24 protein-coding genes are annotated in these 26,204 nt (G+C 71.6%); 16 read left to right on the top strand and 8 right to left on the bottom strand.

Annotated features, from left to right (window positions below; translation table 11 throughout):
- Window positions 1-124: 124 nt before the first annotated feature.
- Window positions 125-1,888, bottom strand: coding sequence for a hypothetical protein (locus ACWD5F_RS34650; protein WP_451260288.1), 1,764 nt, complete (start codon window positions 1,886-1,888; stop codon window positions 125-127).
- A gap of 316 nt (window positions 1,889-2,204) precedes the next feature.
- Between ACWD5F_RS34650 and ACWD5F_RS34645 the strand changes: the two genes are divergently transcribed.
- The 9 genes from ACWD5F_RS34645 to ACWD5F_RS34605 all read left to right on the top strand — a co-directional run bounded on the left by ACWD5F_RS34645 (window position 2,205) and on the right by ACWD5F_RS34605 (window position 11,331).
- Window positions 2,205-2,639: an extensin gene (locus ACWD5F_RS34645; RefSeq protein ID WP_451260287.1), complete on the top strand. Its 435-nt coding sequence runs from the start codon at window positions 2,205-2,207 to the stop codon at window positions 2,637-2,639.
- A gap of 55 nt (window positions 2,640-2,694) precedes the next feature.
- Window positions 2,695-3,117: a phage tail protein gene (locus tag ACWD5F_RS34640; RefSeq protein WP_123999236.1), complete on the top strand. Its 423-nt coding sequence runs from the start codon at window positions 2,695-2,697 to the stop codon at window positions 3,115-3,117.
- A 15-nt stretch (window positions 3,118-3,132) separates the two neighbouring features.
- Complete coding sequence (locus ACWD5F_RS34635) at window positions 3,133-3,855, top strand: CIS tube protein (protein ID WP_401722917.1); 723 nt, start codon at window positions 3,133-3,135, stop codon at window positions 3,853-3,855.
- A complete protein-coding gene (locus tag ACWD5F_RS34630; protein ID WP_401722914.1) occupies window positions 3,855-5,759 on the top strand; it encodes a VgrG-related protein in 1,905 nt (634 codons plus the stop codon). Before ACWD5F_RS34635 ends, ACWD5F_RS34630 begins: the two co-directional genes overlap by 1 nt.
- Before the next feature lie 31 nt (window positions 5,760-5,790).
- Window positions 5,791-6,234 carry a GPW/gp25 family protein gene (locus ACWD5F_RS34625; RefSeq protein WP_123997418.1) on the top strand — a complete coding sequence of 148 codons (444 nt, stop codon included), beginning with the start codon at window positions 5,791-5,793 and terminating at the stop codon, window positions 6,232-6,234.
- Window positions 6,234-8,195 carry a putative baseplate assembly protein gene (locus ACWD5F_RS34620; RefSeq protein WP_123997419.1) on the top strand — a complete coding sequence of 654 codons (1,962 nt, stop codon included), beginning with the start codon at window positions 6,234-6,236 and terminating at the stop codon, window positions 8,193-8,195. Before ACWD5F_RS34625 ends, ACWD5F_RS34620 begins: the two co-directional genes overlap by 1 nt.
- Window positions 8,195-8,761 carry a phage tail protein gene (locus tag ACWD5F_RS34615; protein WP_451260286.1) on the top strand — a complete coding sequence of 189 codons (567 nt, stop codon included), beginning with the start codon at window positions 8,195-8,197 and terminating at the stop codon, window positions 8,759-8,761. Before ACWD5F_RS34620 ends, ACWD5F_RS34615 begins: the two co-directional genes overlap by 1 nt.
- The gene (locus tag ACWD5F_RS34610) at window positions 8,758-10,524 is read left to right on the top strand and encodes an NADase-type glycan-binding domain-containing protein (RefSeq protein WP_451260285.1); all 1,767 of its coding nucleotides are present in this window, start codon (window positions 8,758-8,760) and stop codon (window positions 10,522-10,524) included. The genes ACWD5F_RS34615 and ACWD5F_RS34610 overlap by 4 nt, the downstream gene beginning before the upstream one ends.
- A gap of 144 nt (window positions 10,525-10,668) precedes the next feature.
- Entirely contained in the window at window positions 10,669-11,331 is a 663-nt protein-coding gene (locus tag ACWD5F_RS34605) for a YceI family protein (protein WP_451260284.1), read from the top strand.
- 47 nt (window positions 11,332-11,378) lie between these two features.
- Here ACWD5F_RS34605 and ACWD5F_RS34600 read toward each other — a convergent pair whose 3' ends face one another.
- Window positions 11,379-13,388: an ArnT family glycosyltransferase gene (locus ACWD5F_RS34600; RefSeq protein ID WP_451260283.1), complete on the bottom strand. Its 2,010-nt coding sequence runs from the start codon at window positions 13,386-13,388 to the stop codon at window positions 11,379-11,381.
- Window positions 13,389-13,697: 309 nt separating this feature from the next.
- Between ACWD5F_RS34600 and ACWD5F_RS34595 the strand changes: the two genes are divergently transcribed.
- The 5 genes from ACWD5F_RS34595 (at window position 13,698) to ACWD5F_RS34575 (ending at window position 19,035) form a co-directional block, all read left to right on the top strand.
- Window positions 13,698-14,450 carry a response regulator transcription factor gene (locus ACWD5F_RS34595; protein ID WP_451260282.1) on the top strand — a complete coding sequence of 251 codons (753 nt, stop codon included), beginning with the start codon at window positions 13,698-13,700 and terminating at the stop codon, window positions 14,448-14,450.
- On the top strand, window positions 14,447-15,985 hold the full coding sequence (locus ACWD5F_RS34590; RefSeq protein ID WP_451260281.1) for a sensor histidine kinase: 1,539 nt from the start codon (window positions 14,447-14,449) through the stop codon (window positions 15,983-15,985). Before ACWD5F_RS34595 ends, ACWD5F_RS34590 begins: the two co-directional genes overlap by 4 nt.
- 125 nt (window positions 15,986-16,110) lie before the next feature.
- Window positions 16,111-17,028 carry an FAD:protein FMN transferase gene (locus ACWD5F_RS34585; RefSeq protein ID WP_451260280.1) on the top strand — a complete coding sequence of 306 codons (918 nt, stop codon included), beginning with the start codon at window positions 16,111-16,113 and terminating at the stop codon, window positions 17,026-17,028.
- The gene (locus tag ACWD5F_RS34580) at window positions 17,025-18,464 is read left to right on the top strand and encodes a ferredoxin reductase family protein (protein ID WP_451260279.1); all 1,440 of its coding nucleotides are present in this window, start codon (window positions 17,025-17,027) and stop codon (window positions 18,462-18,464) included. The genes ACWD5F_RS34585 and ACWD5F_RS34580 overlap by 4 nt, the downstream gene beginning before the upstream one ends.
- Window positions 18,465-18,495: 31 nt before the next feature.
- Entirely contained in the window at window positions 18,496-19,035 is a 540-nt protein-coding gene (locus ACWD5F_RS34575) for an FMN-binding protein (RefSeq protein WP_451260278.1), read from the top strand.
- Here the strand turns inward: ACWD5F_RS34575 and ACWD5F_RS34570 are convergent.
- From ACWD5F_RS34570 to ACWD5F_RS34560, 3 genes are read right to left on the bottom strand one after another with little or no spacing between them, the layout of a single operon-like run.
- Complete coding sequence (locus tag ACWD5F_RS34570; protein ID WP_451260277.1) at window positions 19,032-19,802, bottom strand: VOC family protein; 771 nt, start codon at window positions 19,800-19,802, stop codon at window positions 19,032-19,034. The two genes, ACWD5F_RS34575 and ACWD5F_RS34570, sit on opposite strands and share 4 nt — an antisense overlap.
- A gap of 47 nt (window positions 19,803-19,849) precedes the next feature.
- Complete coding sequence (locus tag ACWD5F_RS34565; RefSeq protein ID WP_451260276.1) at window positions 19,850-20,821, bottom strand: aldo/keto reductase; 972 nt, start codon at window positions 20,819-20,821, stop codon at window positions 19,850-19,852.
- Window positions 20,822-20,854: 33 nt separating this feature from the next.
- On the bottom strand, window positions 20,855-21,262 hold the full coding sequence (locus tag ACWD5F_RS34560) for a (R)-mandelonitrile lyase (protein WP_451260275.1): 408 nt from the start codon (window positions 21,260-21,262) through the stop codon (window positions 20,855-20,857).
- A 176-nt stretch (window positions 21,263-21,438) separates the two neighbouring features.
- Between ACWD5F_RS34560 and ACWD5F_RS34555 the strand changes: the two genes are divergently transcribed.
- Window positions 21,439-22,362, top strand: a complete 924-nt coding sequence (locus ACWD5F_RS34555; RefSeq protein ID WP_451260274.1) for a helix-turn-helix transcriptional regulator — start codon at window positions 21,439-21,441, stop codon at window positions 22,360-22,362.
- A 7-nt stretch (window positions 22,363-22,369) separates the two neighbouring features.
- Here the strand turns inward: ACWD5F_RS34555 and ACWD5F_RS34550 are convergent, their stop codons facing one another.
- Complete coding sequence (locus ACWD5F_RS34550) at window positions 22,370-22,783, bottom strand: winged helix-turn-helix transcriptional regulator (RefSeq protein WP_451260273.1); 414 nt, start codon at window positions 22,781-22,783, stop codon at window positions 22,370-22,372.
- Between the two features lie 106 nt (window positions 22,784-22,889).
- Between ACWD5F_RS34550 and ACWD5F_RS34545 the strand changes: the two genes are divergently transcribed.
- Entirely contained in the window at window positions 22,890-23,708 is an 819-nt protein-coding gene (locus tag ACWD5F_RS34545) for an SDR family NAD(P)-dependent oxidoreductase (protein WP_451260272.1), read from the top strand.
- 170 nt (window positions 23,709-23,878) lie between these two features.
- Here ACWD5F_RS34545 and ACWD5F_RS34540 read toward each other — a convergent pair whose 3' ends face one another.
- Both ACWD5F_RS34540 and ACWD5F_RS34535 read right to left on the bottom strand, forming a co-directional pair.
- Window positions 23,879-24,802, bottom strand: coding sequence for an endo-beta-N-acetylglucosaminidase H (locus ACWD5F_RS34540; RefSeq protein ID WP_451260271.1), 924 nt, complete (start codon window positions 24,800-24,802; stop codon window positions 23,879-23,881).
- A gap of 122 nt (window positions 24,803-24,924) precedes the next feature.
- Window positions 24,925-26,115, bottom strand: coding sequence for a polyamine ABC transporter substrate-binding protein (locus tag ACWD5F_RS34535; protein WP_451260270.1), 1,191 nt, complete (start codon window positions 26,113-26,115; stop codon window positions 24,925-24,927).
- Between the last annotated feature and the right edge of the window lie 89 nt (window positions 26,116-26,204).

Raw genomic sequence — 26,204 nt, 5'->3', positions numbered from 1 at the left:
CTTCCGGCGCGGGCCCTTCCGAACGTGCGCCGGCGCCGGCTCCTTCCGGCGGTGCCCCGAGTGCCGCTCGTACGAGTGCGCCCTCCGTCGCCGCAAGCAGTACGGGCGGAGACAGGACCCCGGTTCAGCGGATCGCCGCGGCGGGCCCCTCGGCCGCCGCCGCACCGACACGCGCTGTACCCGCCGGACCGAGCGCCGCCCCCGTGGTGTCGCCGCCGGCATCCGGTCTCCGGGTGCGGAACGTCCCGGCCGCCTCGCCGTCCCGGCCGCCGCAGTCCCTCACCAGGGCCCGGACCGGTGCTACGGCGGTACAGCGCCGGACACTGCCGGTGGCGCCCCGCGCCTCGGCCGGGCCCACGGCCTCCGGCGCGAAGGCGGCGGGCGGTCCGGCCGACACGGGTGGATCGGCGGCACCCTCCGCCGAGAGCGACCGAGCGGTTCGCTCCGCGGGTCCGGCGCCGACCGTCCCTTCCGTCGGCCCGGTCACCGACGCCGTCGTGCAGCGCGCTCCGGGCGACGGCGGCACCACGCCGGTCGACGCCCCGCGCGTCGAGCCCGCGCCGCCGGCTGTCCCCTCGGTCCCTGAATCGACGGCCGCGCTCCCGGTCGTCCAGCGGCGCGCCGCTACCGGGTCGGTCTCGCCGACCGACGTCAGCCGTACGACGGCTCCGGTCCCTGCGCCGACCACGCCCCCGATCTCGGCCTCGCGCATCGCGGACACCAACTCGGCTGTCCCGCCCAGCACTTCACCGCCCTCGGTGCAGCGGTCGACGTCTCCTGAACCTGCGCCCACCGCCGACGGTTCCGCGACACCCGTACGGCGGAACCCGGCGGCTCCGAGCACCACGCCAACTCCCGTGCAGCGCACCGCAGAAGCGCCCGGCGGCAGCCCGACGCCCGTAGAGCAGAAGCCGGCAGGCCCAGCCGGCACCTCCGCTCCGGCCCCGCCGCCTACGCCCGGTGTCCCACCCGCCGCCGCCTCACCCGCGCCGCCCCCGGGCCTCCCGATCCAGCGAATCGCCAAGCCCGCTCCCGGGTCGCCCGCGTCCCCCTCGTCTGCCGCGTCCGTCTCGTCCCACGCCGACCACACCGGCCCGGCCACTCCGTCGGGCCCTCCGTCGGCCACCACCGCACCGGCCACCTCGCCGACCCCCGCCTCGCCGGCCTCTACTCCGCCCGGTCCCGAGTCGGCCACCACACCGACCTCGCCGACCGCCCCTCTCCCGTCCGTCCAGCGAAGCACCGCGCGCACCACGCCTCGCCCGCGCCCCGGCCTCGGCGCCCCGCTGTCCGCACGGCCCGTCTCGTCCACGGCTCCGCAGGCACCCCCGGCCGCGCCGAACCCGGCGTCTCCACAGCCCAGTTCGGTCGCCCCCACGCCTTCGGCGCCCAGCACCTCGGTACCCGCCGCGCGGCCGAACCCCGCGACCATCACCACGCCGGCCGCCTCCCCTACCGCGGCTGCCTCCACCGTCAGTACCGGCGCCACGGGCCCCGCCACCTCCACGTCCCCGGTCGCCCCTGCGCGCCCCACCTCCGCCGACTCCGCCACACCCCCTATCCAGCGCATCCCGGCCACCTCCCCCGCGCCCACACCCACCCCTCGCCGCTCTCCCCTGGGCGCCCCCCTGACCACCCCGCCGGCCGACGCCACGCCCCTCCTCGGCGCGCCCGTCCAGGCGCCCCCGACCGTCCCCGCAGCGCGCTCCACCTCCGTACCGGACCAGCCGTTCGTGCAACGGATCGCCGGCGCTCCGGCAGCGCCGACGCCGATCCCGCCCGGTTTCCCGACGGCACCTCTGGTGAGCACGCCGCCCGGCAACTCTCCTTCGGCCGAGGCCTCTTCGACCACCTTCGCCCCGCCCGGTTTCCCCCCGGCACCCGTCACGGGCACCCCCCTCAGCCTCCCGGCGGCGCCGCCCGTCGCCATCTCGCATCAGCCGCCGACGTATTTCCCCACCACGGCCGACCCGTTGGGCCCAGGCCCGACGCCGTCGCCGTCAACTTCCCACTCCGTACCGCAGGTTCAGCGCGCGGCGACAGCTGTCAAAGCCACCCCCCTGCGTCGCCCGGCGCCACCCGACACCGGCCGCGCCCCGCTCCCCGTGGCCGCGCTCACTCCGCCTTCGTTGCCTCCGTCCTCGGGTGTCCAGGGCCCTGCGTCCGCCGCTCCCGGCAGTCAACAGAGCGCCGCCGCTCCCCCGTTGGCCGTCCAACGCGCCCCCTGGAGCAGGTCCAAGTCGCCCTCACCGGCCAAGCACCAGACCACCAGGCACAGCGCCACAGGAGCCCTCGCCTCAGCCGCCGCCGCGACGGTCGCGAGCACGCTCGGCCGGCACGCACCCGCAGCTCCGCCCGCCGCCGCGCGCCGGCACGAACCGCCACCGCCGTACACAGCCACCACCTCGGGTCCGCCGCCGAACCAACCCCCGCCGCCCTACTCCGCGTCCGCCTCGGCCGCCGCGCCGCCGCCCGAGTACACGGCCGTGGCCGCCGGGGGATTCGACCCGCGGGACCTCACCGACTTCCAGCTCGACGAACTCGTGCACCGGATCATCGGCCGGATCACACGGCTGATCCGCACCGAACTCCGGATGGACCGTGAGCGGATCGGCAAGCTCCGCGATCCTCGCCACTGACAAGCGCCCGACCGACCAGCATCCAACCGCCACTGAACGACAGAAAGGCCCCGTGATGTCCCGCCAGGACCCGGGCTCCACCATCTGGTTCACCCTCAGCATCGACGGGGAGAGCCTCGGCTACTTCAACGGATGCGAGGGCCTGTCGTCCCAGGTGGAGGTGGAGCACCGCCAGGAGGGCGGGAACAACGGCTTCGTCTGGCAGTTGCCGACGCGGGTCACGTTCTCCACGATCCGGCTGACGCGTCCGCTCACCCCGGACACCACGAAGGTCGCCAAGTGGATCTCGTCCGTGCAGACGGGCATCAAGCGGCCCACCGCGCAGATCGCGGCGCTGCGCGCGGACGGTTCGGAGGTGGCGCGCTGGGGGCTGATCGACGTGCTGCCGGTGAGCTGGACCGGGCCCACCCTCGACCCGGCGAGCCCGTCCGTGGCGACCGAGGTGCTCGAGATCGCCCACCACGGGTTCACGGACTAGCGGGGAGCGGGAGACATGGCGAAGGGCAGCAAGGGCGCGGGCAAGAGCCTCGTACACGCCACGCTCGCGATCCACGAACCGCCGAAGGGCAAGAGCAGGGCGCCCGGCGGGATCATCAAGACGTTCGGCTTCGACTTCAACCCGGCGCAGCTGTCGCTGACCCGGCGTGCGCAGTGGAAGGTGACCCCGGCTCAGATCGAACGGGACGGCCCGCTGCCGGAGTTCATGGGTTCCGAGCCGCGCGAGATGAGCGTCGAGATCTTCCTCGACTCCTCCGACGAGCCGACCAGCAACACCGTCATGAAGAAGGTCGAGTCGCTGCTGTCGTGCTGCGAGGTGACGACCAAGTCCATTGCCGCCAAGCAGCCTTCGCCGCCGTGGGTCGTCTTCCAGTGGGGGTCGTTCGCGACGGCCCGCTTCACGGCGTACGTCAGCTCGGCGGAGGCCAACTACACGCTGTTCTCGACGACCGGCGTGCCCATCCGTGCCACCTGCCGGCTGCAACTGCACGAGATCCCCAGCAAGACCAAGGGGCAGAACCCGACGTCGGGCGCGCTGACGGCCCAGCGTGTGCACCGAGTTGTGGCCGGGGACTCCCTTCAGTCGCTGGCCTGGCGGGAGTACGGGAACGCGGCCGCGTGGCGGTCCATCGCCGAGATCAACGGCATCGACAACCCTGGCCACTTGCCCACCGGCATCGAACTCGTGCTGCCGGCCGCCGAGGAGGTGCGTACCTGATGGTGCAGTCCGCGTACTCCAACGTCGTCGACGTGAAGATCGGCGGCGCCAAGCTGCCCCCCGAGTTCGCCCCCGACCTGGTGGAGAGTTACGTCGACCAGGGCGTCGGCGTCCCGGCCGCGTTCCGGCTCACCTTCCGCGACCCCTACCGGCTGCTCCTTGGCAAGCTGAACATCACCTTTGGCACCAAGGTGGTGTTCGCGCCGGTGGCCGACGGCGAGGGCGCCGGCGATCCGCTGCTGACCGGTGAGGTCACGGGACTCGAGGCCGACTACGACGGCACCGGCAGCTACACCGTGGTGCGGGGGTACGACCTCGGGCACCGCATGCTGCGCCAGCGCCGGGTGGCCGCGTACCGCAACCAGAGCGCCTCCGACATCGCCCGCAAACTGGCCGGCCAGGACGGCGTGCCGATCGGGAAGATCGAGTCGACGAAGACGGTCTACGAGTTCATCAGCCAGTCCAACGTCACCGACTGGGACTTCCTCTCGCGCCTCGCCGACGAGAACGAGATGGTCATGTCCGTCGACGCGGACGGCAAGTTCCAGTTCGTGAAGCCCAAGTCGGCCTCGGGCGCGCCCTCCCCGAACACCGACGGCGACAAGAGCCCGTTCGTGCTCCAGGCCGGGCACGACATCCTGCGGCTGCGGGCCGCCGCCACCGCCGCCGACCAGGTCGGCAAGGTCGAGGCGCGCGGCTGGGACGTGACGACGAAGAAGAAGCTCACCGCCACCTCGCCCGCGACCTCCAACCCGGGCATCACCATCGGCACCACTCCGGGGGCCGCGGCCGGGAAGTTCAAGACAGCCAAGCTGGTCGAGACGGGCACGCCCTACGACAAGCAGAACGAGGTGAAGTTCGCCGCCGACGCCCTCGCCGACGACGTCACCGGGTCGTTCGCCGAGCTGGAGGTCGTCGCGCGCGGAAATCCCAAGCTGCGCCCGGGAGTTCCGGTCGCGCTCGCGGACGTCGGCGTGCCCTTCGAGGGCAAGTACACGGTCACCTCGGTGCGGCACGTGTTCGGCGACGGCAAGCACTACGAGGCGTGGGTGACGGTCAGCGGGCGGCAGTGGCGGTCGCTGTACGGCCTCGCCTCGGGCGGCGCGGACACCTCGCCACGGCTGCCGAGTGTGGCCAACGCGCTGGTGACCGACGTCAACGACCCGCTCAAGCAGGGCCGGGTGCGGTTGCAGTTCCCATGGCTGGACGACACCTACGTCAGCGACTGGACGCGGACCGTGCAGATGGGCGGACTGGGCGGGGGTGGCATCTTTCCGCTGGACGTCAACGACGAGGTGCTGGTCGCCTTCGACCGAGGGGCACTCGACCATCCGTTCGTGATCGGCGGGCTCTACAACGGGCGGGACAAGCCGACCGTCGTGAGCGATGTGCCGCTGCACGACACCGTGCGCAAGAAGGCGAGCCGGCACACCGTCTCCGACCGGGACGGCAACCGGCTCGACCTGCTCAGCCAGAAGACCGGCATGCGCAAGCAGGGCGTGCGGCTGATCTCCGGGGACAAGATGCTGACCGTCTTCCTGGACCGGACGAAGACCGAGATCACCGTGGACAGCAAGGGCTCGGTCACCATCAAGGGCAGCCGGTCGGTGTCGGTGGAGGCCGGCACCGACCTCACGTTGAGCGCGCGGCGGGCGCTGACCATCAAGAGCGGCGGCCCGCTCAACATCCAGGGCGGCGGCGTGGTCAACATGCGGTCCGCGGGCGTGATCGGGCTGAACGCGGCGGGCGCCCTGAACCTCAACGCGCTGGGTGCCGCGAGCCTCACCGGCGTGGGCACCGTGCAGGTCACCTCGGCCGTCAACACGACGATCAAGGCGCCGACCACCATGGTCATGTCCCCGGTGTTCGGGGTCACCACCATCCCCGTCCCGATGGTTCCGTGAGCCGTTTCCCAGGAAGGCAGGTGCGTCTTTGATGGCGGAGCAGTTCGTCGGGTCCGGCTGGTCGTTCCCGCTGCGGATCGGGCCGACCGGCGGGATCGCGCTGGTCAGCGGCGAGCGGGAGGTCGAGGAGGCGATCCGGCTGGTCCTGTCGACCGCGCCGGGCGAGCGGCCGATGCGGCCCGACTTCGGCTGCGCCATCCACGACCTGGTGTTCGCGCCGGTCAACGAGCAGACCGCGGGCCGTATCCAGCACGAGGTGCACATCAGCCTGGACCGCTGGGAGCCGCGGATCGAGGTCGAGGACGTCGAGGTCACCGCCGGCGGCGACCAGAGCGTGCTCTACATCGACGTCCGCTACTCGATCCGCGGCACCAACAACCCGCGCAGCCTGGTCTTCCCGTTCTACGTCATTCCGTCCCACGAGGAGCCCGACGCCGGCCCCGGCGCGGGCACCTCCCTCGAAAGCGACCGCTGATGGCCCTGCCCTCACCCAATCTCGACGACCGCCGCTTCCAGCAGTTCGTCGACGACGCCAAGCGCTACATCCAGCAGCGCGCCCCGGAGTGGACCGACCACAACGTCTCCGACCCGGGCGTCACCCTCGTCGAGACGGTCGCCCACATGGCCGACCAGATCGTCTACCGGCTCAACCGGGTGCCGGAGAAGAACCATCTGGCGTTCCTGGACCTGGTGGGGATCACGCTGTTCCCGCCGTCGGCCGCGCGCACGGACGTGACGTTCTGGCTGTCGGCGCCGCAGGAAGAGGCGATCCCGGTGCCGGTGGGCACCGAGGTGGCCACCATGCGGACCGAGAGCGAGGAGGCGGTGGTCTTCGCCACCGAGCGCCAACTGACGGTCGTGCCCTGCGAGTTGAGCCATCTGCTGGTGCAGCACCGGGGTGAGCCGGCGGTGGACCGGACGCCGGACCTGGCCGTCGAGGACCGGGACCTGCTGTGCTTCTCCGAGTCCCCGGACCCGGGCGACTGCATGCTCCTCGGTCTGACCAACGCGGTGCCGCACTGCGCGGTGGCGCTGGACCTGGACAGCCGGGTGGACGGTGTCGGCGTGGACCCGCGGCAGCCGCCGCTGGTGTGGGAGGCGTGGACCGCGGACGGCTGGCAGCTGTGCGAGGTCGACCGGGACGGCACGGGTGGCCTCAACCGGCCGGGCGAGGTCGTGCTGCACATACCCAGCGGTCACGTCCTGTCCCGCAACGCCGGCCAGGAGGCCGGCTGGCTGCGCTGCCGGGTCACCGAACCGGGCCCCGGCCAGCCCTTCTACACCACCTCCCCGACCATCCGCGCCGCCGAGGCCTTCACCATCGGCGGCACCACCGCGGCCGTACACGCCGAAGCGGTGTACGACGAGGCGCTCGGCGAGTCGACCGGGCTGCCGGGGCAGCGGCTGCGGCTGGCGCACGCGCCCGTGGTCGGCGACGATCCGCCGGTGCTCCTCCAGACCGCCGAGCACGACGGCTGGACGGACTGGCGGGTCGTGCCGCACTTCGCGGACTCGGGCCCTGACGACCGGCACATCGTCGTCGACGCGACCAGCGGCGAGATCGCCTTCGGGCCCGCCGTACGCGAACCCGACGGCTCCCTGCGGCAGTACGGGACGGTCGCGCCCAAGGGCTCGCCGATCCGGGCCCGCCGCTACCGAACCGGCGGCGGCCGGTCGGGCAACGTGGCGCGCGGCGCCGTACAGATCCTGCGGACCTCCATCCCGTACGTCTCCGAGGTCGTCAACCGCGAGGCCGCGCGGGGCGGGGTGGACGGCGAGACGGTCCAGGAGGCCAAGGTCCGGGCGCCGATCACACTGCGCGCGCAGGAACGGGCGGTGACGCTCAGGGACTACGAGGAACTGGCGCGCCGCGCTGCTCCCGAGACCGCGCGCATCACCTGCCTGGAGGGCGCGGAGGGCGAGCACGGGGCGTACGCGGTACGGGTGTTGGTGGTGCCGCAGGCGGTGGCGGACCCCGGCGGCCGCCTGCGCTTCGAGCAACTGGTGCCCGGCGACGCCCTGTTGGACCGCATCACCCGACACCTCGACGAACGGCGCCTGATCGGCACGAGGTTGGCGGTCGGGCCGCCGTACTACCAGGGCGTGACCGTGGTCGCCACCGTGCACGCCTTCCGGGGCGTCGACACCGACAAGGTGCGCCGCGAAGCCCACGACGCCCTGTACCGGCACCTCGACCCGCTCACCGGCGGGGCGAACGGCACGGGTTGGCCGTTCGGGCGGCCCGTGCAGTCCGGCGAGGTGTTCGCGGTGCTCCAGCGCGTGCCCGGCGTGGAACTGGTCGACGAGGTGACCCTGCACCCGGCCGACCCGCTGACGGGCAAGCGGGGCGAGGCGACGGATCGGATCGATCTGTCCGCGCCCTCACTGGTGTTCTCGTTCGACCATCGCGTACGGGTGATCGGGGACGGCAACTGATGAGAGGTTCCATCGACGGCCTGGAGTCGTCCGCGCCGATCGGCATGATGCTGCCGGCCGTGTTCGCCGACGACGACCTCGCACAGCGCTTCGTCGGCGGCCTGGACGAGGTGGTCGCGCCGATCCACAACACGCTGGACTGCCTCGACACGTACTTCCGCCCGTCCCTCGCGCCGCTCGACTTCACCCAGTGGCTGGGGAGTTGGGTCGGCGCCGAGACCGACGGCAGCGAACCGGAGGACCTGCTGCGGACCGCCGTGGCCGCCGCCGCGTATCTGCACCGGGTGCGCGGCACGGTACGCGGTCTCGCCGAAGCCGTACGCCTCGCCTTCGGCGTGACACCGGAGATCACGGAGAGCGGGGCGGCGGCCTGGAGCGCGCGCCCGCTGGGCCCGGTCCCCGGCGAGGCGCGCCCGCGCCTCCACGTCCACCTGCGCCTGCCCTCCCCCACCTCGGCGGACCACCACCGCCTGGACGCCCTCGTGGCGGCCGCCCGCCCCGCCCACATGCCGTACACGGTCCAGGTGACCGCAGGCGACCCCGCCGAAAGGACCCAGCAGAGATGACGACCACCCAGAACTGCGCCGAATGCGGCACCCGCGCGGAACCGGGCCAGTCGTTCTGCGACGCCTGCGGGGCGGTACTGAGCTGGACGGACCGGGCCGGTGCCTCCGGCGGAAGGGCGGCAGGATCCGGCGGAGGTGCGGCTGCCGGTGCCTCCGGCAGAAATGCGAGTGCCTCCGGCGGAAGCGCGGAGGGCTCCGGTGGGGGTGGAGGTGGCTCCGCCAGGGGAGCGGACGGCTTCGGCGGCGGCGCGGACACCACCGACCGGAACGGCAGCGCCTCCGGCGGCGACGCGGACGGTTCCGGCCGGAGCGCCGACACCTCCGGCGAGCACCCGGGCGGCGCGGCCCACAGGTCGGGCGAGGCAGCGTTCGCCACGGCCCCCGCGGGGCCCGCCGCCGCGGCCGGGACGGGCGGCTCGCTCGACGACGGTTCCGGCGCCGGCAGTTCATCGTCCGGTGGGTCCGGTGACCCCGGTTGGGACGCCTTCGCCCGGTCGGACGGGAGTGCGGGGCTGGTCCGCAGCGCGCGGGAGGAGCTGTTGGCCTCCGGTACGACGGCCACCGCGGCCGATGCCGGTGGCGCGCCGGTGGCCACGAACGCCTCCACGGGTCCGTCGCCCTCCACCGCTCAGCCCCTCGCCCCGTCAGCCTCCCCCTCTCACCCCACCCCGTCCCCTTCCCCGTCTCAGGCGGCCCCCTCTCAAGCCGCCGCCCAGTCCCCCTCCGACCCCTACCCCACCGCCCCGCCCAGGGACGACGACACCCTCCCCAACCAGTCGGTGTCCGCCGCGGCGGGGGCGATTCCGAACCCCACTGTCTTTCCGGCGGCCCCGCCCCCAGAGGACCCCGCGTATCACGACGAAATGGCCCACCGTGCCCGGCAGTTGCTCGTGCCGGTCAACGACCCTCAGCCCCGTCCCACGGCCGAGCCCGCCGTCGCGCCGGTGCTGCCCGGGCGCCCCGCGCCGCAGCGGCCGCAGACCGTGCGGGCGCCGGGTGAGGAGCTCGGGGCGGACGGCGGGACGCCGTGTCCCTGGTGCGCCACACGGAATCGGCCCGAGCGGCACTACTGCGCGCGGTGCGCGATGCCGATGGCTGGCGAAGGACCCGTACCCGGTCGACTGCCTTGGTGGCGAAGGCTGTTGGGCTTCCGCAACCGGGAGACCCCCTGGGCCGGCGACCGGCCGCGACTGCGCCGTGCCTTCGACCGCGTCCTGACCTGGCTGACCGCCGCGGTCGTACTGGCCCTGCTGATCTGGCTGGCGTTCAGCATCCCCAAGGGCGTCCAGGCCACCCGCGACCACTTCGCCAAGCGCGCGCAGGTCGCCCCGGACAGCGTCAGCGCGTCCCGGTCCTACCCTGGCCACAAGCCGGCGCTGGCCTTCGACAAGCTCAACGACACCTGGTGGGGTCCGGGCGTCTCGGCGTCCGGCCGCGGCGAGTGGATCGAGGCGAAGTTCGAGGAACCGACCCGCCTGCTCGACCTGCTCATCACGCCCGGCGTCTCCGCCCGCGCCGACCAGCTCTCCCAGTCGGCCCTGCCGCACCGCATCGAGGCCACGATCACGCTGGCCAGCGGCAAGACGACCAAGCGTGAACTCACCCTCGACCAGGGCGCGGGCGCCCAGCGCCGGGCCTTCCGGGTCGGCGAGGTCACCAAGGTCCGCTTCACCATCGAGTCGGCGTACCTGATCTCCTCGACCAAGCAGGTGGCCATCGCCGAAATAGAGTTCTTCGGCCCGTCGAACGCGAACTCCGGCTGATACCGGCGGCCCATACAGGCGGCTGACACAAGCGGCCGAATTGCGGGGCGATTCGTGGCGGTGGCGTGTGGATAGGTTCACACGCCACCGCGGGGCCCACGGAACCCTTGCGGCGATCACTGCCGTGACGTAACAAGTTGGATCATGAACCTGTTCAACCGTGCTGCGTCCCTGCGCCGCCCGGCACCCCCCACCGAATTTCCCCAACCCCCCACCGAACCCCCGGCCTTCGCGTCCGCCGCCCGGCCCGACCCCGGCCTGGCGGGACTCACCGGGGACTGGCTGATCGACCCCGCGCACAGCCGTATCGGCTTCTCCGTGCGTCACGCCCTGGTGACGACCGTGCGCGGGGCCTTCACGGAGTACGACAGCCGGCTCCACTTCGACGGCCGCGACCCCTCCCGCTCACGCGCCGAGATCGTCCTGTCGACCGCGTCCGTGGACACCGGCGTGGAACAGCGCGACGCCCATCTGATCGGCCGTGACTTCCTGGACGCCAGGAACTACCCGCGCATGCGCTTCGTCAGTACGGCCGTTCGGCTCATGGGTGACGACGTCTACCGCATGACCGGCGACCTCACCATCAAGAACCGCACCCGTCCCGTGGACCTGGAACTCACCTACATCGGACACGTCACCGACCCCTTCGGCTACGATCGGGTGGGATTCGACGGCACGACCACCATCAACCGTTCCGAATGGGGCCTCGCCTACAACGCCCGGCTCGCGGAGGGCGGCGCGATGGTGAGCGAGAAGGTCCGGCTCCAGTTCGACATCGCCGCGATCCGGACCGTGCCCAACGACTGAACCGCTCGACTCCGGAACACCAACTCGCGGGCGTCGACGCCTCGGCGTCAACTCTTGGGCGCGGTCAGGTCGTAGACCACCGTCGAGCCCACCGTCCGCGGGGTGAAGGACGCCGTCACCCAGGCCGAGATCTGCGAGCCGGTGCTGTCCTCGCCCTCGCGGGCGAAGCCGCCCTCTTCGCCGCTCTGGGCCACGAAGTAGTGGATCTCCCCGTCGGCGACGTACTGCTTGAACCGGGCCAGTGTCGGTGCCGGGTCCCCGCCGCTGAAGCCGCCGATGGGCATGACCGGTCGGCCGGTGGCGAGTTGGAGCCAGGTCTGGTTGTCGGAGGCGACGGTCGCGGCGACCCAGGTGTAGTCCTGGGCGTTCTCGACCAGCGTGGCGCGCAGTTGGGGCGTGACGGCGTCGATCCCGCCCAGCCGGCCGGCGCCGCTCTTTCCCGTGCCGGCCGCGCGTCCCGTGCCTCCCCCGGTGGGTCCTCCGTGTCCCTGTGCGTCGGCCGCCGAGGCGGGGCCCGCGAGCGGGGTCTGTCCGGTGTGGGCCGTGGTGACGGTGGCCCAGGTGTAGGAAGCCGGTCCGGCGAGTACGGTGGCCAGCGCGAGGCCCGTCGCCCCGAGGGCCAGGCGCCGCGGGAGGAGACGGGTGAGCGCCAGGCCGACTGCCGCCAGCAGTCCGACCACCATTACCGGCCAGCGGAGTTGGGAGGTCCAGCCGTCCGCGCGGCCGAGCAGCACGAACGCCCATGCCGCGGTCGCCGCGACCGTCGCCGCCAGCACCACGGCCGCCATGGCGTGGCCTCGCAGGCGCCAGAGCAGGACCGTACCCATGGCGACGAGCGCGGCGACGTAGGGCGCAAGAGCGACCGTGTAGTACTCGTGGAAGATCCCGGACATGAAGCTGAACGTCACCACCGTGCACAGCAACGCACCGCCCCAGGCCAGAAATCCCGCGCGGTGGACGTCGGTTCGGGCGGCCCGGCGGGTGACCACCAGCGCGGCGACCAGGAGGATCAGCGCGGCGGGCAGCAGCCAGGAGATCTGGCCGCCCAGCGCGCTGTCGAACATGCGCGTGATGCCGCCCTCGCCACCATGGCCGCCGGCGCCGCCTCCCCCGGTACCCCCGGTACCTCCGCCGGGCACGCTGCCGCCTGCGGGCAAGCCGCTCGCCGCCGAACCGCCGCCGCCCGCACCCCCTTTGGCCTCGTCGCCGGTGATGCGCCCGAGCCCGTTGTAGCCGAGGGTCAGGTCCAGGAAGCTGTTGTTCGTGGAACCGCCCACGTACGGGCGGGAGTCGGCCGGCCAGAGCTCGACCAGGGCCACCCACCAGCCGGCGCTGACCACGATCGCAGCCCCGGCCAGCAGGACATGACCGATCCGCCTGGCGACGGGCTGCGCCGCGCAGACCAGGTAGACCACCGTCAGCGCCGGCAGGATCAGCCACGCCTGGAGGGTCTTGACCAGGAAGGCGAGACCGAAGCAGACCCCGGTGAGCACCATCCAGCGGGCCGCCCGGTGGCCTTCCAGGGCGCGTTGGAAGCAGTACAGCGCGCACACCATGAGCAGGGCGAGCAGCGCGTCGGGGTTGTTGAAGCGGAACATCAGCGCCGCCACCGGGGTCAGCGCGAGGAGCGCGCCGGCCAGCAGCCCGGCGGCCGGTCCGTACAGTCGCCGTACCGCCGCGTACAGCACGCCGACGGTGGCGACGCCCATCAGCGCCTCGGGGGCGAGGATCTGCCAGGACCCGACTCCGAAGAGCCGTACGGAGAGGTCCATGGGCCACAGGGCGACCGGCGGCTTGTCGACGGTGATCGAGTTCCCGGCGTCCGACGCCCCGAAGAACGCGGCCTTCCAGCTCTCGCCGCCCGCCTGCACGGCCGCCGAGTAGAACTCGTTCCCGTAGCCGGACGCGCCCAGGTCCCAGAGGAAGGCGATCGCCGCGACGACCAACAGGGCCCAGAAGGCGGGCCGTTCCCAAGACGGAGTGGCGGTGCGGTCGGTGGCCGCGGCCGTGCGAGGTGGCAACGGGCCCTCAAGGACCGAGGGGTTGAGCGTGGTCATGTCTCTCCTTGTGGGGGCCTTGTCGCGGCCTTGCGGAGGCCTTGTCGCGGCCTTTGTGGGGGGCCGTCGGGACGTGGGAGTCCCTCCTTGGCGCGGCCGTCACCCTGCACGCCGGACTTCTCAGCACGCTCTCAGCGCCGGGGCGGTACGAGGTGTCCGAGCGCGGCTTCCGGAAGGCCGCGCGGTATCGCTGACCAGGGACGACAGCGGGCCTCCCACGGGACCGGCACCCCAGCGCCCGGCTCCCCACCCGCACCCCGGCCCCGTACATCTCAGGCGAATCTCAGATTCGGGCGGTCTGATGTCACGGTGACTTCACGCCCTACGGACCCCGCCGCCCCGGCACATCCCCTGGTCCGCCCCGACGGCTCGCGTGTCCGGGTGCTCGTGGTCGACGACGAGCCCGATCTCACCGAGGTGCTGTGCGGCGCGCTCGCCTACGAGGGCTACCATGCGCGCCCCGCCGCGGACCGGGCGTCGGCGGTGCGGGCCACGGCCGAGTTCCGGCCGGACGCGGTGATCCTCGACGTGATGCTGCCCGACGCCGACGGGCTCACCGTGCTGCGCGAGATCCGCGCCGAACTCCCCACCGTGTGCGTGCTGTTCCTCACCGCGCGGGACGCGGTCGAGGACCGGGTCGCGGGGATCCGGGCGGGCGGCGACGACTACGTCACCAAGCCGTTCAGCCTGGACGAGGTGACCGCCCGGCTGCACGGCCTGCTGCGCCGGGCCGGCATGGCGCGCCGGAGCGCGGGCGAGACGGCGCTGACCGTCGGCGACCTCGTGCTCGACGAGGAGGCCCACGAGGTCACTCGGGCCGGTGAGGTGATCGCCCTGTCCCCCACGGAGTACGCGCTGCTGCGGCTGCTGATGAACCACCCGCGCCAGGTGCTCAGCAAGACGCTGATCCTGGAGCGGATCTGGTCCTACGACTACGGCCACCACGCGCACGTGGTCGAGCTGTACATCTCGTATCTGCGCAAGAAGGTGGACGCCGGCCGGCCGGCCATGATCCATACCGTGCGCGGAGTCGGTTACGTCCTCAAGCCGCCCACCTCATGAACGCGGCGACGCGGGCCCGCCTCGACCGGCTGCGCCCCCGCACCCTGCGGGCCAAGCTCACCTGGGGCCTCGTCGTCCTGCTCGCGCTGAGCTGCGCGACCGTCGGGGTGGCGAGCGTCCTCGCCCTGCGCAGCTATCTCACCGACCAACTCGATCACCAACTGGCCGACTCCGGCTGCCTGTTCCCCTCCTCGCTACGACAGTCCGCGGACGCCCGGCAGCAGTCGGACGGGGACGTCGACTACGGCGACCTGGCGGCCCGCTGGCGTGCCGACACCCGAGGGCAGAGCATCGGCACGTTCGGCGCACGTCTCAACGACGGCCGGATCACCGATGCCGCCGTCGTCCGGGCCAACCGGGGCACCGCCGTCACCCTCGACGCGGCCGACACGGCGACGCTCAACGCCCTTCCCACCGACGGGAAGGCCCACACCGTCTCGTTCTCGTCCCTGGGCGCCTACCGCGTGTACGCCTGCGCGGGAAAGGACGACGACGTCCTGGTCAGCGGCCTGCCGCTGGCGCCGCTCCAGGAGACGGTCCGGCGCCTCGCCCTGGTCTGTTCCCTGGTCTTCGGCGGGGCACTGGTGATCACCGGGGTCGCCGGTGCCCTGTGGGTACGCCACTCGCTGCACCCGCTGCGCAGGGTGACGGACACCGCGGCGGCCGTCGCCGCGCTGAAGCTGGACAGTGGCGAGGTCACCCTGCCGGGCCCGACGGCGGCGGGCGACCCGCACAGCGAGGCCGGTCAGGTGGCCGCCGCGCTCGACCGCATGCTCGGCCACGTCCAGGAGGCACTGGCCAAACGGCACACCAGCGAGGAGCGGCTACGGAGCTTCGCGGCCGACGCGAGCCATGAACTGCGTACCCCTGTCGCCTCGATCCGTGGCCATGCCGAACTCGCCCTGCGCCACCCCGGACCGGTCCCCGCCAAGGTCGAGCGGGCCCTGGACCGGGTGGCCGCCGAGGCGGCACGGATGAGTGCCATGGTCGACGACCTGCTGCTGCTCGCCCGCCTCGACGCCGGGCGGCCCCTCCAGCGCGACCGGGTCGACGTGACCCGCCTGGTCATCGACTGCGCGGACGACGCCCGGGCGGCGAGCCCCGACCACGACTGGGTCCTGGACCTGCCCGAGACGCCGGTGATCGTCACCGGCGACGCCCACCGGCTGGCGCAGGTGCTGACCAACCTCCTGGCCAACGCCCGGCTGCACACCCCGGCGGGCACGCTGGTGACCGTGCGCGTGGCGCGGAGCGGGCCGGAACGCGGCGCGCCGGGGCGGAGCGGGCCGGGGTGGTGTCGCGTGTCCGTCGCGGACGACGGGCCCGGGATTCCGTCCGAGCTCCGGCAGACGCTCTTCGAGCGCTTCACCCGCGCCGACCGCCGGCACCCCGGCACGGGGACGCGGGGTGCGGGCGCCGGGCTCGGTCTGTCCATCGCGGCGGCCGTCGTCGCGGCCCACGAGGGCACGCTGACCTTCGAGAGCGTCCCGGGTTCGACGGTGTTCACGGTGCTGCTGCCTGAGATTCCTCTTTAAAAGAGGCCGCGGGGCCCGTATCCGGCCTGGTCTGAGAGGGAACTGAGAGGTCCGCTGAGGAAGGTGAGGGCAGACCACCGCTTCCGCTCCCGAGGAGCCTCATGAGCAGCGTTCACAGCAGTGCAGTGAGCAGCGTTGACAGCCATGCCGCCTTTGCGACCGACCTGCCTGCTCGGTACGTCCACGTGGAACACGTCATGGGCACCGTGGTCTCCCTCGACCTGCGCGACTGCGACCCGAAGGAGGCCGCCGCCGGCGTCGCCAGTGCGGTGCGCTGGCTGCACGAGGTCGACGCCCTGTTCAGCACGTACAAGCCGGACAGCGCCGTTTCCCGTATCGACCGCGGGGAGTTGCCGCCGGAGAACGCGGGCGCCGAGGTGACCTGGGTGCTCAACAGGTGCGCGGAACTCCGCCGTGCCACGGACGGGTACTTCGACGCGTGGGCGGCGGGCAGACTGGATCCGTCCGCGCTGGTGAAGGGCTGGTCGGTGCAGCGGGCGGCGGACGCGTTGGTGGCCCGGGGCCTGACGGACTTCTGCCTGACGGCCGGTGGCGATGTCGTGAGCCGGGGAAGCCGGGGAGTCCGGGGCAGCCGAGGCGGCGAGGGCGGCCGGGCCGACGAGGGTAGCCGGGCCGGCGAGGGCGGTCGAGGACGTCGGGACAGCGAGGGCGGCCAGGAGATTCGCCAGGACGGTCTGCCCTGGCGGATCGGGATCCAACACCCCACGGACCGAGGCGCGTTGGCGGCCGTGGTGCACGCAGGCGACCTCGCGGTGGCGACCTCGGGGGCGTACGAACGCGGCGAGCACATCATCGACCCCCACACGGCCGCCGCCCCCACCGGGCTGCTGTCCGTCACCGTCTGCGGTCCCGACCTGGGCACCGCGGACGCGTACGCGACGGCGGCCTTCGCCATGGGGCGCCGAGCCGCGGACTGGACGCTGACGCTCGACGGATACGAGGCGATGACGGTCACGGACGACGAACGCGTGTATCTCACCCCGGGCTTCCCCCTGGCCGACCCCGTGGAGGAGTCACGATGACCGCACCCCACCTCTCCCGGCAGCCCCCGCCGAAGCCGCCCGTCCGCCCGCGCAACTGGCCCCCGCCGTCGGTCCCTCCGTCGTCGCGGCGCGCCGTACGGGTGCCCCGCAGGTTCCCGGCCCGCCGCCGTCCGCTCGTCGTCGACGCCCTGGCCGCTGCCGCGGGTCTCGGCCTGGGCATCTCCCTGGCCCTGGGCATCGGTTCCCAGACCGTCAGCGCGTTGCAGGCGCCGGGCGGCATCGCCACCGCGCTCGGCCGTGTCACCGGGATGCTGAGCGGTTACGCCATGGTCGTCATCGTCCTGCTCTCGGCCCGCATCCCGCCCCTCGAACGCGCCCTGGGCCAGGACCGGTTGATCCTCTGGCACCGCCGACTCGCCCCCTGGGGCCTGTACTTGCTCCTGGCCCACGCGGTGCTGATCACCGTCGGATACGCACGCGCCGCGAAGACAGGTCTCCTCGCGGAGATCGGCCAACTCCTGTGGAGCTACGCCGGAATCCTGTCCGCCACCGTCGGCAGCGTCCTGCTGCTGGTCGCCGGGGTCACCTCCTACCGGCGGGCGCGACGCCGGATGAGGTACGAGACCTGGTGGGCCGTCCACCTCTACACCTACCTGGGCCTGGGCCTCTCCTTCATCCACCAGATCGACACGGGCGCCCCGTTCGTGGGGCACCCCCTGGCCACGGCCTGGTGGACGTCGCTGTGGGTCGGTGCCCTGGTCGTCGTACTCACCTTCCGGATCGGTCTCCCCCTGTACCGGTCCGTCCGGCACGACCTGCGTGTGGCCCAGATCGCGCCGGTGGGACCCCGCACCTGGTCGATCGTCCTCAGCGGGCGGCACCTGGAGAAACTGCCCACGGCCGGCGGCCAGTTCATGATGTGGCGGTTCCTGCGCCGGGAGTTGTGGTGGCAGGCCCATCCCTACTCCCTGTCGGCCACGCCCCAGGCAGGTCATCTCCGCATCACCGTCAAGGAGTTGGGCGACCACAGCACGGCCCTGTCCTGTCTGACCCCCGGCACCAGGGTGGCGTTCGAGGGCCCGTACGGCGTCTTCACCGCCGACGCGCGGCGGTCCCGGAACGTCCTGCTCGTCGGCGCCGGCGTGGGCACGACCCCGATCCGCGCCCTCCTCGACGACCTGCCCCGGGACACCCACGTGGTCGTCCTGCTCCGCGGCAGGCACCGCGAAAACATCGCCCACCTCGACGAGTTCGAGCGCCTGCTGGCCAAACGCCGGGGCCTGTTGCACACCCTCACCGGCCCACGGGGCACGCTCCGCCTGGACGCGCCCTCCCTGCACACCCTGGTCCCCGACATCGCCGGCCGGGACGTCTTCGTCTGCGGCCCCGACGAGTTCACCCGCCGGATCGTCACCGCGGCCCGGGACGCCGGGGTGCCGGCCGCCCATATCCACCACGAGGACTTCGCGTTCTGACCTCGCGTTCCCGACACCCCTGGAGAACCCCATGCGACGAGCCCCGATCGTCCTGGTCACGACCGTCATCGGCACCACCGGCGTGCTGATGTTCAAGCCCCACGAGATCACCCCGACCATCGCGTCGTCGTCCTCGTCGTCTTCGTCTTCGTCCTCCTCGTCGTCGAGCCAGGACGCGACCGTCTCGAAGAGCGGCTCCACCACGACCGCCACCGGCGCGGCGATCAGCACCCAGTTCGGCAACACCCAGGTCCAGGTGACCATCAAGGCCGGAAAGATCACAGATGTGAAGACGCTCCAACTCCCCGCCAACGAACCGCAGTCCGTCCAGATCAGCAACGGAGCCGTACCGACCCTGCGGGAGAGCGCCCTGTCCAAGCAGAGCGCCGCGATCGACTCGGTCAGCGGCGCGACCATCACCAGCCAGAGCTACGCCGCGTCCCTCCAATCGGCCCTGGACAAGGCGGGCTTCAAGGCGGCGGACGGCTCGACGGCGCCGACCACGGCCCCGACGGAATCGGAGGAGCGCGGACACGGAGGCGGCTTCGGGGACCACGGGGCCTTCGGCTAGTCCACCGGGTGCCCGTCTCCCGTCTCTCCTACGGGGGCGAGAACGCAGAACTCATGCCCCTCCGGATCGGCCAGACAGGTCCAGGGAACGTCACCCTGGCCGAGGTCGAGGTCGGTCGCTCCGAGGGCTCGCAGCCGGTCGACCTCCGCCGCCTGATCGTCACCGGGATACGGCAGCAGATCGAGATGGACGCGATCGGGCACGGTCTTCCCACCGGGCACGCGGAGGAGCTCAAGGTACGGCCCACCGCCGCGGGCCGAGCGCAACACCGCGTGCTCGTCGGTCACTTCACGCAGAGTCCAGTCCAACGCCTCGCCCCAGAACCGGCCCACGACCCGCGGATCCGCACAGTCGACCACCACTGCGGCGATCGGCCCGGTGTCCCGGTACTCCTCCCGAGGCTCCAGCACGCAGAACTCGTTGCCCTCGGGGTCGGCGAGTACCGTCCACGGCACATCACCCTGGCCCACGTCGACGGGCGTCGCACCGAGAGCCCTCAGCCGCGCGATCAACTCCGCCTGATGAGCGAGGGAGTCGGTGGCGAGATCGAGGTGCGTACGGTTCTTCGTCGCCGACTTGCGCTCCGGGACGGGAACGACGTCGACCCCGACGACGACCGGGTCCGGCCAGACGAGACCGCCGCCGGGTCCGACGTATGTGGTCACACCGGGGCTGTAGGCGCTCCACCCGAGTGCCTCCGCCCAGAACCGACCGACCGCCTCGCTGTCGACGGCCTTGACGTTCACCTGAACAGGTCGCAGTGGCATGCCGGCGATCCTATGCGCCGGCCCACGGTGGGGGCCGTCGACCGGCATCAGTACCAGGAGGGCCCGGCGTTGGTGTACGGCTCCTCCAGCGCCGCCGCCTCCTCGTCCGAGAGGCGGAGGGCGAGCGCGGCCACGGCCTGCTGGAGGTGATGGGGCTCGGTGGCACCGACGATGGGCGCCGACACCAGCGGGTTGCGCAGCACCCAGGCCAGCGCGATCTGCGCCATGGGGACGCCGCGGGCTTCGGCGAGGCGCCGCACGGCGTCGATGACCGGCTCGTCGTACGCGCTGTCGAAGGCCTGCACGACGTGGTCGGTGGCGGAGCGGGCGCTCTGCGCACCAACGGGACGGGCCAGGCGGCCCTTGCCGTTCGGGGAGTACGGCACGAGCCCCACGCCCATGTCGCCGCACATGGCCATGAGTTCGGGCTCGTCCTGGCGGCGCAGGAGGTTGTACTGGTTCTGCATGGACACGAAGCGGGTCCAGCCGCCGAGTTCGGCCGCGTGCTGGAGCTTGGCGAACTGCCAGGCGTACATCGACGAGGCGCCGAGGTAGCGGACCTTGCCGGCCTTGACGACGTCGTGCAGCGCCTCCATCGTCTCCTCGACCGGGACTTCGTCGTCGAAGCGGTGGATCTGGTAGAGGTCGATGTAGTCCGTGCCGAGCCGGGTCAGCGAGGCGTCGACCTGCTCCAGGATCGCCTTGCGGGAGAGGCCTTCGCCGCCCGGACCCGCGTGCATCGGACCGCGCACCTTGGTGGCCAGGACGATGTCCTCGCGCCGGGAGTACTCGCGGATCGCCCGGCCGACGAACTCCTCGGAGGTGCCCGCCTGGTAGACGTTGGCGGTGTCCCAGAAGGTGATGCCGAGTTCGACGGCCTGGCGGAAGAACGGCGCGGCCTTGTCCTCGGTCAACGCCCAGGGGTGGGCACGGGGAACGGTCGGATCGCCGTAACTCATGCAGCCGAGAGCGAGCCGGCTCACCTTCAGACCGGTGGTGCCGAGACGGGTGTACTCCATGGTGACGCTCCTTCGCATCGGGTCCGGGCGTGGTCAGCGGGGCGCACGTGTGCTGGTGCGCGGGCCCCCGTACTCGGCGTCGGTGACGTGCTCCAGCCACTCGACCTCGTCGCCCTCCCACAGCGCGATGTGCTCCATGAACCGGTCCGGACTCGCGCCGTGCCAGTGCTCCTCGCCGGGCGGGCAGTCGATGGTGTCGCCCGGGTGGGCCTCGATGATCACGCCGTCCCGGGTGCCGACGAGGGCGACTCCGGACACGACGTGCAGGGTCTGGCCCAGCCCGTGGCTGTGCCAGGCGGTACGGGCGCCGGGGGCGAAGCGGACCAGGTTGACCCGTACCCGGGAGGGCTCCTCGCCCCGTTGGATCACGTCCGCCCAGACGTCGCCGGTGAACAGATGGGGCGGCAGCTTCACGGTCGCGGACTTCTTGAGGATCTCCATGGTGGTGCGTACTCCTTGCGTCGGCCGTCTCAGAGCGGCCGGAACGGGGGATCGTCCTGCGTCACCACCGATGAAACCGCAGGTCACGCGCACGGAGAAGGACTCGTTGATACGTGTACTGCCAGTACACCCTTCGCCCGGAGACACCGCCCGACAGCCGACGTAGCCTCGAAACCATGGACAACCGGAGCGAGGTACGCGAGTTCCTGACCAGCCGTCGCGCCAGGATCACGCCCCAGCAGGCGGGGCTGCCCGCCCACAGCGGCAACCGGCGGGTGAAGGGGCTACGCAGGGAAGAGGTCGCGCTGCTCGCCGGCGTCAGCGCCGAGTACTACGCCCGTCTGGAGCGCGGCAACCTCTCCGGTGTCTCGGAGACCGTCATCGACTCCCTCGCCCGCGCCCTCCAGCTCGACGAGGCCGAGCGCGCCCACCTCGACGACCTCGCGCGTACGGCGAACACCACCCGTCGGCCGGCGCGCCGACGGGCCCCGCAGCCGATCCGGCCCAGCCTCCAGCACCTGCTCGACGCGATGACCGAGGCCCCGGCCTTCATCCGCAACGGCCGCCTGGACATCCTGGCCACGAACCGGCTGGGCCGCGCCCTGTACGACCCGGTCTTCGCCGACCCGGCCCGGCCGGTGAACCTCGCCCGCTACGAGTTCCTCAACCCGGGCGCCGCCGACTTCCTGCCCCAGCTGGAACGCCAGGCGGCCGGAGCGGTGGCGCTGCTGCGCACCGAGGCGGGCCGCGACCCGTACAACCGGGACCTGACCGATCTCGTCGGTGAACTCTCCACCCGCAGCGAGAAGTTCCGCGCGCTGTGGGCCGCCCACGACGTCCGACTGCACCAGACCGGCGTCAAGTACTTCCACCACCCCGCGGTCGGTGAACTCGCCCTCCCCTTCGAGGCGATGCCCATCCCCACCGAGCCCGGCCTCACCCTCACCGCCCTCAGCGCCGAACCCGGCACCCCGTCCCACGACAGCCTCAAACTGCTGGCCAGTTGGGCCGCCACCCTCGACCAGGATGATCAGGACGACAAGGACGACGAGCCGAACACCGCGGCCGCCGACGGCGGACAGAGCAGACAGAGCGGATAGCCGCCTGCTACTCGTCCTGTTCGTCGAAGGCCCGGCGCGCCGCGGCGGTCTCCGGCTGGTGGGTGATCGCCCATGTCGCCAGGGCGATGGCCGGCTCGATCAGCGTGCGTCCCATGGCCGTGAGGTCGTACTCCACGCGCGGGGGCACCTCGGCGTGCACGGTACGCGAGACCAGTCCGTCCCGTTCGAGGCCGCGGAGCTTCAGCGTGAGCATCCGCTGGGACACGCCGGGGATGCAGCGTTGCAGTTCACTGAAGCGGAGCCGTCCCGAGCTGAGCGTGCCGATGATCAGCAGGGACCACTTGTCGCCGACGAGGTCGAGGAGTTCACGGAACGCGCGTCCGTCCGTCGTCTGAAGGCACATCGCCGCGAAGTCCGCCGACGTCCCGGGTGCCGCTGCGGGTTCTCGCGTCCCGGCCATGGTTCCTCCCCTGTGCTGGAGGCACACGAATGTGCCTTTTGTACGGCCTTACGCGATAACTCATGATGGGGCTACGAACAAATCGTAACCGAGGAGGCTCCCGTCCATGAAGTCCATCCTGATCGCCGGAGGAAACAGCGGCATCGGCCGGCACATCGCCGCCGAACTCGTCGGCCTGGGCCACCGCGTCGTCATCCTGGGGCGCGACCGGCGCAAAGGCGAAGAGACCCTGGCCTCCTTCGGCGACGCCGCCGGACATGCCTCCTTCCACGCGGTGGACCTGTCCACCCACGACGGAGTGCGCGCCGCCGCCCGGCGCGTCCTGTGGGAGAACGACCGCTTCGACGCCCTCGTGCACACGACGGGGGTGATGACGTCCGAGGACCTGCGCACGACGGACGGCCTGCACCAGGTCTTCGCGGTCAACTACCTGAGCCGCTATCACCTCACCCAGCTGCTGCTGCCGGCGCTCCGGAACGGCGACCACGGCAGGGTCCTGATGATGACGGCCCACATTCCGCCCACGACCAGGACGAGCTTCGAGAAGTTCCCGGACTTCCGGCCCTACGACTTCCTCCAGGCACGGAAACCGATCCAGCTCGCCAACCACTTCTACGCCGCACACCTCACCGGCGTGGAACCGGAGATCAGAGCGGGAGTCATCAACGCGGGAGTGGTGAAGACCGACCTCCTGCGCATGCAGTCACGCCTGATGAAGGTGACGGCGACAGTCGTCGCGGCACTGTTCGCGGGCAGCGTCGAGAAGTCGGCTCACAACGTCGTCCAAGCCACCCTGCGCGACGACTGGACCGGCGCTCAGTACTGGGGAAAGCCGGGCGCGTTCGAGGACCGGACCCGTATCGAAGCAGCACCACTCGAAGTGCAACGCGTCATGACCATCTCTCAACAGCTCACCGGCGCCTGAGAGTTCCAGGACCCGGGACCGTGACGAGGATTGCCAGTCGGCACGTTGGTGCAGCGCAGGTCACCGACCCGTGGCGGCCGCGCCTCCGACATCGTTGTCGAAAGCGCGGCCTGCCCGGGGCGCGGACCTACGGGATGCAGCGCGCCCCGAGACCGGAGGGTGTGGTCGGCCTACGGCGTGTAGCGGGCGTCACTGCCGTACAACTCCCTGGTGAACGCGGAGACATCGGCGGTGCGATTGGCGCCGTCGAGGTTGTAGGTCAGAAAGACGCCGTAGCCCTCACTGACCGTGCGTCGGGCGAGGCTGGCGGCGGTGCTCTGCGAGGTCCCGCCGATCTGGACGGCCGCCGGCGACAGCTTGGACTTGGGCAGTGCGATGCCGGGAACCTGCCAGGAGCCGTAGTACGGGTTCCAGGCGTAGTCGAACTTGGACGAGATGTCGACGCCGCCGTAGGACAGGCGCGACGCGGACGGTCCGATGTTGTAGAGGCTGATGATCTTGCCGGGCATGTTGGCGCGCAGGGCCGACACCAGATACACGAACGAGCTGGCGTTGGGCTGACTGGTGCCGTTGTTGCCGTAGTCGGCGTACTCGTCGTCGAAGTCGATGCCGTCGAGTCCGTACTTGGTCACGGTGTCCGACAGCTGCTTCGCGAACGTCGAAGCCGTCTGCTGGGACGGGAAGTTGGCGAAGCCCGAGCCCTGGTGGTTGCCGAGCACCGAGAGGACGACCTTGATGCCCTTCTGCTGCAACGGCCGTATCTGCGTGGCGGCGTTGTCGAGGACGCGCTGCACATTCGGGTTGAAGTACAGGGTCCCCGCCTTCGTGCTTGCGTTGTAGTTGATGTTCGCCGCGAAGATCACGGCGATGTCGAAGACGTTGGCGCCGCCGTTGGAGAGGGTGTACTTGCCGACGTTCAGCATGCTGTTGTTGTTCACCTCGATGTACGCCACCGAGGTCGGTCCTTGTTTGGCGAGAGCGGCAGCGGGTGCCGCTGCCGCGCCGGTCGTGGCGGTCGCGCCGAAGGCGAGGGCCATGACGGCCGAGAGCGCGAGGGCGGCGGTCCGTACTCTGCTCCGCACCGGAGTGAACATCGTTGATCGGTCTCCCATCGCTTGGAGCGGCGCCCGACCTGTCTACGGGCGCCGGGAAAGCTCCCCGGAACTTTCAGTGCCCATGACAGAAACCCCAGAACCATGCGGGACCTCTCGCGCCCTCACAACCCCACGATCCGGTTCCACTCCTTCGCGAAGTCCACCCGTTCCTTCGAGGTGATGTCCCGAGCGATGGCGAGGTGCTTGCGCATCGTGGCGTCCGGGAAGATCAGGGGGTTCTCGGCGAGGGCGGCGGTGTCCTTGTCCTTGGAAGAGGCCAGGACGTCCTGGGCGGCCGGGACGGGACAGACGTAGTTCACCCAGGCGGCCAGTTCGGCGGCGACCTTCGGCTCGTAGTAGTAGTCGATCAGCCGCTCGGCGTTGGTCTTGTGGCGGGCCAGGTCGGGGATCATCAGGGAGTCCGACCACAGCTCGGCGCCCTCCTCGGGGACGACGAAGCGGATGTCGGGGTTGTCGGCCTGGAGCTGGATCACGTCGCCCGAGTACGCCTGGCAGGCCAGTACGTCGCCGCTGACCAGGTCCTTGGTGTAGTCGTTGCCGGTGAAGCGCCGGATCTGGCCGTTCTTGACGTACTTCTCGACCTCGTCGCAGACGGCGTAGAAGTCGTCGGCCGTCCACTTGGTGACGTCGACGCCGTTGCCCTGCATGAGCAGCGCGAACGCCTCGTCGAGGCCGGAGAGCAGGGTCACCCGCCCCTTGAGGTCGCTCGCCCAGAGGTCCTTCACGTGCCGGATCTCGCGGCCCACCCTGCGGCGGTCGTACGCGATGCCGGTGATGCCGGACTGCCACGGCACCGTGTACTTGCGGCCCGGGTCGAAGGCGGGCGAGCGCAGCAGGGGGTCGAGGTACTTGGCCACGTTGGGCTGGCGGGCCCGGTCCATCTCCTGGACCCAGCCCAGCCGCACGAACCGCGCGCACATCCAGTCGCTGATGACGATCAGGTCCCGGCCGGTCTGCTGGTGGTTCATGAGGGCGGGGCTGATCTTGCCGAAGAACTCGTCGTTGTCGTTGATCTCCTCGATGTAGTCGACGGAGATCCCGGTGCGCTTCTCGAAGGCGTCCAGCGTGGGCCGCTTGGTCGAGTCGTCGTCATCGGTGTCGATGTACAGCGGCCAGTTCGACCAGGTCAGCCGGTGGTCCGAGGCGGAGAGATCGGTCCCGGCCCGCTCCCCGGGACTCACGTACGCGGCAGGCACCCCGCAGCCGGCCAGACCGCCCAGCACCGCGGCCCCGCCGAGCGCGCGCAGCAGGGTCCGGCGGGAGGGCGGGGAAGTCTTCGGTGAGAGGGCCATTACCGAAGGATGCCGCCCGTGCCTGTGCCCGGACAATCGACGCAGCGTCGAGCGGCACCGCGCAGGTCCGACACCTTGTCGATACGACA

The organism is Streptomyces sp. NPDC002499 (genome assembly GCF_053595415.1).
This window is presented reverse-complemented; position numbering and strand designations above follow the sequence as displayed.

What these genes read in the sequence shown, in the direction of transcription:
- ACWD5F_RS34555 (WP_451260274.1), top strand. Translation starts at nt 21,439, where the DNA reads ATGGACAACCGGAGCGAGGTACGCGAGTTCCTGACCAGCCGTCGCGCC.
- ACWD5F_RS34640 (WP_123999236.1), top strand. Translation starts at nt 2,695, where the DNA reads ATGTCCCGCCAGGACCCGGGCTCCACCATCTGGTTCACCCTCAGCATC.
- ACWD5F_RS34630 (WP_401722914.1), top strand. Translation starts at nt 3,855, where the DNA reads ATGGTGCAGTCCGCGTACTCCAACGTCGTCGACGTGAAGATCGGCGGC.
- ACWD5F_RS34535 (WP_451260270.1), bottom strand. Translation starts at nt 26,115, where the DNA reads ATGGCCCTCTCACCGAAGACTTCCCCGCCCTCCCGCCGGACCCTGCTG.
- ACWD5F_RS34615 (WP_451260286.1), top strand. Translation starts at nt 8,195, where the DNA reads ATGAGAGGTTCCATCGACGGCCTGGAGTCGTCCGCGCCGATCGGCATG.
- ACWD5F_RS34575 (WP_451260278.1), top strand. Translation starts at nt 18,496, where the DNA reads ATGCGACGAGCCCCGATCGTCCTGGTCACGACCGTCATCGGCACCACC.
- ACWD5F_RS34600 (WP_451260283.1), bottom strand. Translation starts at nt 13,388, where the DNA reads ATGACCACGCTCAACCCCTCGGTCCTTGAGGGCCCGTTGCCACCTCGC.
- ACWD5F_RS34550 (WP_451260273.1), bottom strand. Translation starts at nt 22,783, where the DNA reads ATGGCCGGGACGCGAGAACCCGCAGCGGCACCCGGGACGTCGGCGGAC.
- ACWD5F_RS34565 (WP_451260276.1), bottom strand. Translation starts at nt 20,821, where the DNA reads ATGGAGTACACCCGTCTCGGCACCACCGGTCTGAAGGTGAGCCGGCTC.
- ACWD5F_RS34625 (WP_123997418.1), top strand. Translation starts at nt 5,791, where the DNA reads ATGGCGGAGCAGTTCGTCGGGTCCGGCTGGTCGTTCCCGCTGCGGATC.
- ACWD5F_RS34560 (WP_451260275.1), bottom strand. Translation starts at nt 21,262, where the DNA reads ATGGAGATCCTCAAGAAGTCCGCGACCGTGAAGCTGCCGCCCCATCTG.
- ACWD5F_RS34590 (WP_451260281.1), top strand. Translation starts at nt 14,447, where the DNA reads ATGAACGCGGCGACGCGGGCCCGCCTCGACCGGCTGCGCCCCCGCACC.
- ACWD5F_RS34635 (WP_401722917.1), top strand. Translation starts at nt 3,133, where the DNA reads ATGGCGAAGGGCAGCAAGGGCGCGGGCAAGAGCCTCGTACACGCCACG.
- ACWD5F_RS34605 (WP_451260284.1), top strand. Translation starts at nt 10,669, where the DNA reads ATGAACCTGTTCAACCGTGCTGCGTCCCTGCGCCGCCCGGCACCCCCC.
- ACWD5F_RS34570 (WP_451260277.1), bottom strand. Translation starts at nt 19,802, where the DNA reads ATGCCACTGCGACCTGTTCAGGTGAACGTCAAGGCCGTCGACAGCGAG.
- ACWD5F_RS34620 (WP_123997419.1), top strand. Translation starts at nt 6,234, where the DNA reads ATGGCCCTGCCCTCACCCAATCTCGACGACCGCCGCTTCCAGCAGTTC.
- ACWD5F_RS34580 (WP_451260279.1), top strand. Translation starts at nt 17,025, where the DNA reads ATGACCGCACCCCACCTCTCCCGGCAGCCCCCGCCGAAGCCGCCCGTC.
- ACWD5F_RS34545 (WP_451260272.1), top strand. Translation starts at nt 22,890, where the DNA reads ATGAAGTCCATCCTGATCGCCGGAGGAAACAGCGGCATCGGCCGGCAC.
- ACWD5F_RS34540 (WP_451260271.1), bottom strand. Translation starts at nt 24,802, where the DNA reads ATGTTCACTCCGGTGCGGAGCAGAGTACGGACCGCCGCCCTCGCGCTC.
- ACWD5F_RS34610 (WP_451260285.1), top strand. Translation starts at nt 8,758, where the DNA reads ATGACGACCACCCAGAACTGCGCCGAATGCGGCACCCGCGCGGAACCG.